Source organism: Streptomyces lydicus (genome assembly GCF_000717345.1).
Classification (GTDB): domain Bacteria; phylum Actinomycetota; class Actinomycetes; order Streptomycetales; family Streptomycetaceae; genus Streptomyces; species Streptomyces lydicus.
The window spans coordinates 1-11,182 of sequence record NZ_JNZA01000080.1 but is presented as its reverse complement, the minus strand read 5'-3'; the positions used below and the strand labels follow the sequence as shown (position 1 = coordinate 11,182).

Annotated in this window: 5 protein-coding genes and 1 pseudogene; all 6 read right to left on the bottom strand. The window is 71.8% G+C overall.

What is annotated here, in order from left to right:
* A partial coding sequence (locus tag OO62_RS41865) for an SDR family NAD(P)-dependent oxidoreductase (RefSeq protein ID WP_428835916.1) occupies window positions 1–2,980 on the bottom strand: 2,980 nt, incomplete at its 3' end.
* 60 nt (window positions 2,981–3,040) lie between these two features.
* Window positions 3,041–4,761, bottom strand: a pseudogene (locus tag OO62_RS41860) (type I polyketide synthase).
* A 115-nt stretch (window positions 4,762–4,876) separates the two neighbouring features.
* Window positions 4,877–7,627 (bottom strand): type I polyketide synthase, encoded by a 2,751-nt coding sequence (locus OO62_RS41855; RefSeq protein WP_051733902.1) that lies wholly within the window; start codon window positions 7,625–7,627, stop codon window positions 4,877–4,879.
* Window positions 7,569–8,477: an acyltransferase domain-containing protein gene (locus OO62_RS41850; RefSeq protein WP_248782318.1), complete on the bottom strand. Its 909-nt coding sequence runs from the start codon at window positions 8,475–8,477 to the stop codon at window positions 7,569–7,571. Before OO62_RS41850 ends, OO62_RS41855 begins: the two co-directional genes overlap by 59 nt.
* Before the next feature lie 26 nt (window positions 8,478–8,503).
* Window positions 8,504–8,725, bottom strand: a complete 222-nt coding sequence (locus OO62_RS41845) for an acyltransferase domain-containing protein (protein WP_051733900.1) — start codon at window positions 8,723–8,725, stop codon at window positions 8,504–8,506.
* The coding region (locus tag OO62_RS41840) for a type I polyketide synthase (protein WP_211267963.1) at window positions 8,710–11,182 on the bottom strand (2,473 nt) is incomplete at its 5' end. The genes OO62_RS41845 and OO62_RS41840, both read right to left, overlap by 16 nt.

Genomic DNA, 11,182 nt, shown 5'->3' with positions numbered 1-11,182 from the left:
CCCACGACGTCTCCAGCAGCAACCGCTGCTGCGGATCCATCGCCAACGCCTCACGCGGCGAAATCCCGAAGAACCCCGCATCGAAATCCGCCGCGTCGTACAGGAAGCCGCCGTGACGGGTGTACGTCTTGCCCGGTCGTTCCGGGTCCGGGTCGTAGAGCGACTCCACGTCCCAGCCACGATCGGTCGGCAGCTCCGAGATCGCCTCGCCTCCGCGCTCCAGCAGCTCCCACAGCTCCTCCGGGGACCGGACCTCGCCGGGGAAGCGGCATGCCATCCCCACGATGACGATCGGGTCGTCGTCGGACGCCGGAAGAACGGCCGGCGCCGCGGCGGCCGTGGCCGCGGACTCCTCCGTACCGAGGATCTCGCCGCGCAGAAAGCCGGCGAGGACGGTGGGAGACGGGTAGTCGAAGATCAGCGTGGCCGGGAGGCGCAGACCGGTGGCGTTCTTGAGACGGTTGCGCAGCTCGACGGCGGTGAGCGAGTCGAAGCCCAGGTCCCGGAAGGCCCGGGTGGGTGCGACGGCCTCGGGCGAGGCATGGCCGAGGACCGAGGCGGCCTGGGCCCGGACCAGATCGAGCAGTACGGCGTGGCGTTCGGCCGGCGCCAGTCCGGACAGGCGGTCGCGCAGCGGCGACGGGGAGGTGTCGGCCGGTACGCCGGTGGCGCCACCGCCACCGCCCGCGCCCACGGAACCGCCGCCCGTGTCGAGTGCCTGTTGTGCTTCGGGCACGCCGTCGAGCAGCGGACGCGGTCCCGCCGAGGTGAAGACCGGAACGAAGCGGTCCCAGTCCACATCGGCGACGGTGACGCACGCCTCGTTGTGCGCGAGGACCTGACGCAGGGCGGAGAAGGCAGTGTCCGGGTCGAGGAACGGCAGCCCGCGGGCCTGGAGTTGCTCGGGCTTGACGCCCTCCGGCAGCCGCTCGGGATCCCATACGTCCCACACGCCCCAAGCGATGGAGCTGGCCGGCAGGCCCCGTGCGTGGCGCTGTTCGGCGAGGGCGTCCAGGAAGGCATTGGCCGCGGCGTACGCGCCGTGGTCGCCGCTGCCCCAGACGCCGGCGATGGAGGAGAAGAGGACGAAGGCGTCCAGGTCGTCCGGGTCGAGCAGGGCGTCCAGGTGGGCCGCGCCGGCGACCTTCGCGGCGAGCACGTCGGCGAACTCCGCCGGGTCGGCTTCGGTCAGCGCAGCCAGCTCGATGAAGGCGGCGGCGTGGATGACCGTACGTACGGTGTCGCCGTCCGCCGCGAGCCCGGCCAGGAGCGCGGCGACCGCGTCGCGGTCCGCGACATCGCAGGCGGACGCGGTCAACCGGACGCCTCCGGCGGCGAGTTCGTCCCGCAGCTCGGCCATGCCCGGTGCGGCGGCGCCGCGCCGGCTGACGAGCACCACGTGCTCGGCACCGTTGTCCGCGAGCCAGCGGGCGATGTGCGGGCCGAGTGCCCCGGTGCCTCCGGTGACCAGAGCCGTACCGCGGGTCCGCCAGGCGGCGTCGGCGTCCGTCGCCGTGCCGGTGCCCGTACGCGCACCGGTACCCGTACCGCTGCTCGCTCCCGCCCCGGGCTGCGCACCGGCCTCGTCCGCCCGGCCCGCTGCCGCGAGCGGAGCCCGGACGAGACGACGGGCGAAGACCCCTGAGCCCCGCACCGCGAGCTGGTCCTCGTCGTCCAGCGCCCCGGCCAGCACCGCGCACAGCCGCGCGCCGGCCCTGCCGTCCCACGCCTCGGGCAGGTCCACCAGACCGCCCCAGCGCTCCGGCAGCTCCAGGGCGACCACCCGACCCAGGCCCCACACCTGCGCCTGGACCGCGCTCAGCACCTGGTCCGTGCCCCCGACGGACACCGCGCCCCGGGTCCCCAGCCACAGTCGTGCCTCGATGCCCGCTTCCTCCAGTGCCTGCACCAGCGCCAGCGTTCCCGCCACACCGGCGGCCATCGCCCCGTGGCCGGCGTGCGGCCGCTCGTCCAGCGCGAGCAACGACAGCACCCCGGCGAGGGGCCGGTCACCGAGCTGCGCGGCGGCGTGCCACTCCTCGATACGGGCGCGCCAGGCCACACGGTCCGCGTCGGCGGCACTCAGCTCCAACTGCTCGACGTACGCGCCGCCTTCGGCGAGCGCTTCGACGGCACCGGTCACCGCCGCGTCCTCGGCATGCCCGGTCGGGACCACCACCAGCCAGGTGCCGTCCACGGCAGCCGTGCGCCGGGCGTCGGGCGCCGGCTTCCAGGTCACGCGGTAGCGCCAGTTCTGCACGGTCGACGCCCGCTGCCGCTCGCGGCGCCAGGACGCCAACGCGGGGACCACCGCGCTCAGCGGCGCATCACCGGCCAGCGCCAGTGTCCCGCTCAGCGACTCCCAGTCCTCCGCCTCCACCGCCGCCCAGAAACGGCTATCCACCACGTCGCCCCCGGCGAGGGGGGCCGTCGCCACCGGTGCCGTCGACGCCGGGACCTCCAGCCAGAAACGCTCCCGCTGGAAGGCGTACGTCGGCAGGTCGACGCGACGAATACCCTCGCCTGCGAGGAACGGTGTCCAGTCCACCGGCACGCCGGCGACATACAGCTCGGCGGCCGAGGTCAGGAAACGCTCCAGACCACCCTCGTCACGGCGAAGCGATCCTGCGACGACGGCTTCGGCGTCCGTATCGTCGAGCGTCTCCTGAATGCCGACGGTCAGCACCGGGTGTGCGCTGGACTCCACAAAGGTGGTGAAACCCTCCGTGGCCAGCGCCCGAATACCGGCCTCGAACTGCACCTGATGCCGCAGATTCCGGTACCAATACGCGGCATCCAGAGCCTCGGTATCGAGGAAGGCGTTCTCGACCGTCGAGTAGAAGGGGACGCTGCCCGCCTGCGGTCGTACGTCCTCCAGGACGGTCAGCAGCTCTTGCTCGATGGCCTCCACATGCGCCGAATGCGACGCGTAATCCACCGCAATACGACGCGCCCGAACCCCATCAGCCTCACAGGCCACCACGAACGCCTCAACCGCATCGGCATCCCAACTCCGCAAGCGACACCATCACCGCCCACGTCACCGGCTGCACCACATCCACCCGGTCCAACCCACGGCCCTCGGACACAACCTCCAGCAAATCCCAATCGACGAAGGGAGCCGGCCCGCCTCGCGGACCGCGCCTGCCCCCTGCACCACACCAGCCGCCGGCACCTCACCGCGAGACACCGCACCCAGCCCCTCCAGCAGGCCCGACCGGTCGGTGCCCAGCACCACCGCACGGTTCTCCACCGCGGCCCGGCTCGTCACCAGGGAGTACGCGATATCGGCCGGTGCCAGCTCCGGCCTCGCCTCGACGAACGACCGCAGCCGCTCCGCCTGCGCAGTACGAGATGTGCGTTGGTGCCGCTGATCCCGAACGACGAGACACCGGCCCGCCGCACCCGCTCCGGGGACGACGGCCACTCCCGCTCCTCCGTCAGCAGTTCCACCGCACCCGCCGACCAGTCGATGCGGTGTGAGGGCTCGTCGGCATGCAGCGTGCGCGGCAGGGTCGCCGCATCGAACGCCATGATCATCTTGATGAGGGAGGCGGCACCCGCGGCGGCCTGGGTGTGGCCGATGTTCGACTTCACCGAACCGAGCCACAGCGGCTGGTCCTCCGCCCGGCCCTGCCCGTAGGTCGCCAGCAACGCCTGTGCCTCGATCGGATCGCCCAGCGTCGTACCGGTGCCGTGCGCCTCCACCACGTCCACCTGGTCCGGGGTCAGGCGGGCGTGCGCCAGTGCCTGGCGAATGACGCGCTCCTGGGACGGGCCGTTGGGGGCCGTCAGGCCGTTGCTCGCACCGTCCTGGTTGATGGCGCTGCCACGAATGACGGCGAGCACCGGGTGGCCGTTGCGCTGGGCGTCCGACAGCCGTTCCACGACGAACAGGCCCACGCCCTCGGACAGCGCCGTGCCGTCCGCGCCCGCGCCGAACGCCTTGACCCGGGCGTCCGGCGCGAGCCCCCGCTGCCTGCTGAACTCGATGTACGAAGCGGGGGAGGACATCACGGAGATGCCGCCGGCCAGCGCCATCGTGCAGTCGCCCTGGCGCAGCGCATGGCAGGCCAGATGCAGGGCGACCAGCGACGACGAGCACGCGGTGTCCACCGTCACCGCCGGACCCTCCAGCCCGAACGTGTACGAGACCCGGCCCGAGACCACACTCGGCGTATTGCCGATGCCGATATGGCCCTCCGCCTCTTCGGGCACCTCGGGCAGACGGGTGGCGTAGTCCTGGTAATTGGAGCCGACGAAAACGCCCGTGCGTGAACCGCGCAGCGACTGCGGGTCAATTCCGGCCCGCTCGAACGCCTCCCACGACGTCTCCAGCAGCAACCGCTGCTGCGGATCCATCGCCAACGCCTCACGCGGCGAAATCCCGAAGAACGCCGGGTCGAATTCCGCCGCGTCGTGCAGGAAGCCGCCTTCGCGTACGTACGTCGTGCCCGAGTGCTCCGGGTCCGGGTCGTACAGCGTCTCGACGTCCCAGCCACGGTTGTCGGGAAATGCGGTGATGGCGTCGCCGCCGTCGCGCACCAGTCGCCACAGCTCTTCCGGCGACCGCACCTCACCGGGGAAACGGCAGCTCATGGCGACAATGGCGATCGGCTCGTGGTCCTTCGCCTCCGCCTCGCTCAGTCGGCGACGGGTCTGGCGCAGATCGTTGACGACGCGCTTGAGGTAATCGCGGAGCTTTTCCTCGGTCATGTTCGGGGTGGCGGGGGAGCCGGCGTTCGCGTCGGGCTTCGACATATTCGACATCTGTGGTCACGTCCTCGTACAGCCGAAAGTCAAGGGGCAGGGCAGCAGGCTCGGAATGCGGGCCAGGCTTCCAGGGCGGGGAAAGGCCGGATGTTCCCGGCGGTCGTCAGAGGTCTCCGAACTCTTCGTCGATCAGCGCGAACATCTCCTCGTCCGAGCTGGGGTCGAACTCCTGCTTTTCTTCCGTGCTTTGCTGCTCGCTCCCGGCGCTGCGGCTGTCCTCCCAGCGCCAGAGCAGGGCTTGCAGCCGCGCCGCGACCTTGTCGCGTACGGAGTCGTCGGAAGCGACGTCGGACAGCGCCGCTTCGAGCCGCTCCAGGTCCGCCAAGACGGCGGGTTCGTTTTCCGGCCCGTCCGGTACCAGCTCGGTGCGCAGTCGCTGGGCGAGCGCGACGGGGGTCGGATAGTCGAAGACCAGGGTCGGGGCGAGTCGCAGGCCGGTCGCGCGCTTGAGCCGGTTGCGTAGCTCGACGGCGGTCAGCGAGTCGAGGCCGAGGTCCTTGAAGGCGCGGTTCCCCTGGACCTCGTCGGTGGAGGGGTGCCCCAGGACCGACGCGGCCTGCTCCCGTACCAGTTCGAGCAGCAGCCGGTCCTGCTCCGACCGGGCCACACCTGCCAGCCGTGCGGCCAGGGCGCTGCCCGGTTCCTCGGCCCCGGCAGCCCCGTCGGCCCCTTCGGTCCCCTGCGCGCCGGACGCCGCGAGGGACCGGCGCACCGGCACCGTACGGACGACGCTCCGGAACAGCGGGGGCAGCACTCCGGCCGCGGCCTGTGACCGCAGCTCGGCGGTGTCCAGGCGGGCGGGCACGACGACCGGTTCCCCGTACGCCGCTCCGTACGCCGTGGCGGCGTCGAAGAGCGCCAGCCCTTCCTCGGCCGGCATGGGTGCGGCGCCGACGCGGGACATCCGGGCCAGGTCGACGTCGCTGAGCCGGCCGGCCATGCCACTGCGCTGCTCCCACAGGCCCCATGCCAGCGAAACGGCGGGCAAGCCGTGTGCGCGGCGGTGCCGGGCCAGCGCGTCCAAGAAGGCATTGGCCGCCGAGTAGTTGGCCAGCCCGGCGCCGCCGAGGGTCCCCGAGAGGGAGGAGAAGAGCACGAAGGCGGACAGGTCCAGGTGCGCGGTGAGGGCGTGCAGATTCAGCGCGCCGTCAACCTTCGGCCGCAGCACGCGGTCGATCCGCTCGGGGTTCAACGCGTGGACGACCCCGTCGTCGAGCTCGGCCGCGGTGTGTACGACGGCGGTGAGCGGCCGGTCCGCGGGGACGGCGGCCAGCACCTTCGCGAGCTGCGCCCGATCGGCGACATCGCAGGCCACGACCTCGACCGAGGGATCAGAGAGGGCGGCCCCGGCCGGCCCCGCCGCGCGTGCCCTCTCGGCCGCCCTCGCCAGTTCGGTCAGCTCGGCCGCCAGCTCCGGCATACCGTCCGCGGCCGGACCGCGCCGGCTGGTCAGCAGCAGGTGCCGGACACCGCGTTCGACCACCAGATGACGGGCGAGCAGCCGGGCGAGACCACCGGACGCGCCGGTGACCAGGACCGTTCCGTTCGGGTCGAACGCAGCGCCTACGGCTGCGGAGGTGCCGTCCGGGGAGACGTCCGAGGCGGCGTCGGGGGCGGCGTCCGGACTGGTGTCCACGGTGACGTGCGTTGTGGCTGTGGCGTCGACAGTGGCATCGGAGGCCGTGTCCGGGATGACATCGGCCCGGGTGCCGGCAGGTGGTGCTGCCGCGCGGACCAGACGGGCCGCGGTGACCTCACCGGCGCAGAGCCTGAGCTGCGGTTCACCGGTGGCCACCGCCGCTGCCATCGCCTCCCACGGAGCCGCGGCCCCTGCCGCCGGCCGCTCTTCGGCGTGTGCACCGTCCGTCTCCAGCAGGACGAACCGCCCAGGGTTCTCCACCTGCGCCGACCGTACGAGCCCCCATACCGGGGCTCCGACCAGATCCTGCCGGGCCACGATCACCAGCCGGGACGCCTCGGACCGCTCGTCGGCCAGCCACGCCTGCACCAGTTCCAGCGCACGGTGCGCAGCGGCACGGACCGCCTCGGCGACGTTCTCGTCCGTCCCCTGGAGCCCGTCCGTCTCTCGAAGCCCGTCCGCCTCCTGGAGACCATCCGTCTCCTGGAGACCCGCCACCTCCTCGATCCCGGCCCTGGCCCTGGTCATGGGGGCGAAGACCAGCTCAGGTACGTCGTCGCCACCACCGAGCACGTCACCGAGTGCCGTCGGATCCGCATAACCGTCCGGCCCTGTGCTCAGGACGACCCAGCGCGCGCCGGCCGGCGCGGGGCGGAACTCGGCGCGGGGTACGGCGACCGGGACCCACTCGTACCGGAAGAGCGAGTCGTGGTGCGTCCCTGTTGCGGGCGACGGCCCCTCATCGCTCACTTGACGGAATGTCAGGGTGTCGACCGTCGCAACCGTCTCCCCCTTGGCGTCGGCAACGACGACGGACACGGCCTCCTCCCCCGTCCGGATCACGCGTACGCGCAGCGCATCGGCGCCCGTGGCGTGGAGCCGTACGCCACTCCACACGAACGGCCGCCTGCTGTACCCGGGTTCGGGCTCCGGGAAGAGAGTTCCGAGGCCGAGCGGCTGGAGGGCGGCGTCCAGCAGGGCGGGGTGCAGGCCAAAGGCCGCCGCGTCCGCCGCCACCGCCTCGGGCAGCTGGACCTCGGCGAACAGTTCGTCGCCGCGCCGCCAGGCCGCCCGCAGCCCGTGGAAGGCCGGACCGTAGTCGACACCGAGCGCGGCCAGCCGCTCGTACGCGTCGTCGACGGGTACGGGGACGGCTTCAGCGGGAGGCCAGACGGTCAGGTCGGTCTTGTCGGTCAGGGCGGTCTGGTCGGTCAAGGCGGTCTCGGTGGCGGCCACGGGGCTCGCGGAGTCCGCCGGGTCCGGGGCCTCGCCACTGGCCGGCACGCACCGCAAGCTCCACAAACGCCGTACCCGGCAACAACACCGTCCCGGCCACCGCATGATCCGCCAGCCACGGATGCGACTCCAGCGACAACCGCCCGGTGAACAACACCTCATCCGACCCGGCAACCTCAACCGCCGCCCCCAACAACGGATGACGCGTCGACCCGAGGCCGAAGGACAGGGCATCAGCCGACTTCGCGGGAGCGGTACGCGGCCAGTAACGACGGCCTTGGAAGGCATAGGTGGGCAGCTCGACGCGCCGGGCGCCCTCACCCCCAAGGAACGACGACCAGTCCACCGGCACACCGGCGACATACAGCTCGGCGGCCGAGGTCAGGAAACGCTCCAGACCCCCCTCGTCACGGCGGAGGGAGCCTGCTACGACGGCCTCGGTATCGGCCTCGGCGTCCGTATCGTCAAGCGTCTCCTGAATGCCGACGGTCAGCACCGGATGCGCACTGGACTCCACGAAGGTGGTGAAACCGTCCGCCGCCAGCGCCCGAATACCCGCTTCGAACTGCACCTGGCGGCGCAGATTCCGGTACCAGTACGCGGCATCCAAGACCTCGGTGTCCAGGAAGGCGTCTTCCACCGTCGAGTAGAAGGGGACACTGCCCGCCTGCGGCCGTACGCCCTCCAAAACGGTCAGCAGCTCCTGCTCGATGGCCTCCACATGCGCCGAATGCGACGCGTAATCCACCGCAATACGACGCGCCCGGATGCCCTCCGTTTCGCAAGAGGAAACAAAGGACTCGACCGCCTCCGCATCACCCGAAATCACCGTGGAACGCGGCCCGTTGACGGCAGCTATGCCAAGGCATCTGGCACAACGCCCACCGACCGCCACAACTCCGCAAGCGACACCATCACCGCCCACGTCACCGGCTGCACCACATCCACCCGGTCCAACCCACGGCCTTCGGTCACAACCTCCAGCAGATCCCAGTCAACGAACGGAGCCAGCGCCTCCGCGCACCGCCGCATCCACTCAGCGAACACCGGCGACGACGCGATCAACTCCGCGCCCATACCGACCCACTGAGAACCCTGACCAGGGAAAACCAAGACCGTCCGGCCCGCCTCGCGGACCGCGCCTGCCCCCTGCACCACACCAGCCGCCGGCACCTCACCGCGAGACACCGCACCCAGCCCCTCCAGCAGGCCCCGCCCTCACCACGCCCCGAGACCACCCACGGCACCACAACCGACGCGGAAGCCGCGAGCTCATCGGAGTGAGGGGCGTCAACGGACGGCGTCTCCTCGGCCTCCGCGGCCGGTGCCTGCTCGATGATCGCGTGGGCATTCGTCCCGCTCACGCCGAAGGACGACACGCCGGCACGACGCACCCGGCCGGCTTCCGCAGGCCAGGCCCGCTCCTCCGTCAGCAGCTCCACCGCACCTGCCGACCAGTCCACATGCGGCGACGGCGCGTCCACATGCAACGTCCGCGGCAACACACCCTGCCGCAACGCCATCACCATCTTGATGACACCGGCCGCGCCGGCTGCCGCCTGGGTGTGGCCGATGTTCGACTTCACCGAACCGAGCCACAGCGGCCGGTCCTCGGCCCGGCCCTGCCCGTACGTCGCCAGCAACGCCTGCGCCTCGATCGGATCGCCCAGCGTCGTACCGGTGCCGTGCGCCTCCACCGCATCCACCTGGTCCGGGGTGAGACGGGCCTGCGCCAGCGCCTGGCGGATCACCCGCTGCTGCGAAGGACCGTTCGGGGCCGTCAGGCCGTTGCTCGCACCGTCCTGGTTCACCGCCGTACCCCGCACCACCGCCAGGACCTCGTGACCGTTACGGCGGGCGTCCGACAAACGCTCCAGCACCAGCACACCGACGCCCTCGCCCCACCCGGTGCCGTCCGCACCGGCCGCGAACGCCTTGCACCGGCCGTCCGCCGCCAGCCCCCGCTGACGACTGAACTCGACGAAGACTTCGGGGGTCGTCATCACCGTGACGCCGCCCGCCAGGGCCAAGGTGCACTCGCCCTGCCGCAGGGACTGTGCCGCGAGATGCAGGGCGACCAGCGACGAGGAGCACGCGGTGTCCACCGTCACCGCCGGACCCTCCAGCCCGAAGGTGTACGACACCCGGCCCGAGGCCACACTCGCCGCGATGCCCGTGCCGAGGTATCCCTCCACGGCCCCCGGATCCTGCCGCAGCAGGGTGGCGTAGTCCTGTCCGTTGCTGCCGACGAAGACACCCGTCTTGGAGCCGCGGAGCGACCGAGGGTCGATGCCGGCCCGCTCGAACGCCTCCCACGACGTCTCCAACAGCAACCGCTGCTGCGGGTCCATCGCCAGCGCCTCACGCGGGTTGATGCCGAAGAAGGCGGCGTCGAAGCGGTCCACGTCGTCGAGGAATCCGCCCTCCCTGACGTAGGAGGTGCCGGAACGGTCCGGGTCCGGGTCGTAGAGGGCGTCGAGGTCCCAGCCGCGTTCGGCGGGGAAGGCGGAGAGTCCGTCGCCGCCGCCGGCCAGCAGCTCCCACAGGTCCTCCGGCGAGCCCACGCCGCCGGGGAAGCGGCAGCTCATCGAGACGATCGCGATCGGCTCGTCGGCGGCGGGGGCGGGGGTCCCGAGCGCTCCCGCCATGATCCCGTCCGCGGTCGGCGCGCCTTCCTCCGTCTCCGTCTCCGCGCCGGCGTATACGCCGAGGAGGTAGCCGGTGAGATCGCCTGCGGTCGGGTAGTCGTAGACCACGCTCGCGGGCAGTCGCAGGCCGGTGGCCGCGTTCAGCCGATTACGCAGCCGTACGGCGCCGAGCGAGTCGCAGCCCAGGTCCTTGAAGGCCCGGCCGGGGTCGATCGCCTGCGGCCCGGCGTGGCCGAGCACCGTCGCCGCCTGCGTGCGGACGACCTGAAGCAGGTGGTCCCGCTGTTCGGCGCGCGGCAGTCCGGCGAGTCGCTCCGCAAGGGAGCCGGCGTCGTGCCGGGTCTCCGCCGCGCCACTCGCGCCCGGGAGGGCGGCAGAGGCGGCGGATACCTCCCGTACCTCGGGCAAGTCGGCGAGGAGGGGGCTGGGCCGGGCCGCGGTGAAGGCCGGGACGAAGCGCTCCCAGTCCACGTCGGCCACCATCACGGCGGCCTCGCCGCGCCCGACGGCCTGCGCCATCTCCGTCAGTGCCTGCTCGGGATCCATCTCCAGGAACCCGGTGCGGTGCAACTGTTGCGAGGCGGCGTCATCCATGGCCATTCCGGAGTGGGCCCAGGCTCCCCAGGCCACCGAGGTGGCGGGGAGGCCGAGGTCCTGGCGCTGCTGGGCCAACGCGTCCAAGAAGGCATTGGCGGCGCTGTAGTTGGCCTGGCCCTCGTTGCCGAGGACACCGGCCGCGGAGGAGAAGAGGATGAAGGCGTCGAGGTCGGGGGTCAGTTCACGCGTTAACTCGTCCAGGACGGCCGCGGCATCGGCCTTCGCCCGCAACACACCCGCCACCCGCTCCGGCGACAACCCCTCCAACACACCGTCATCCAACACACCC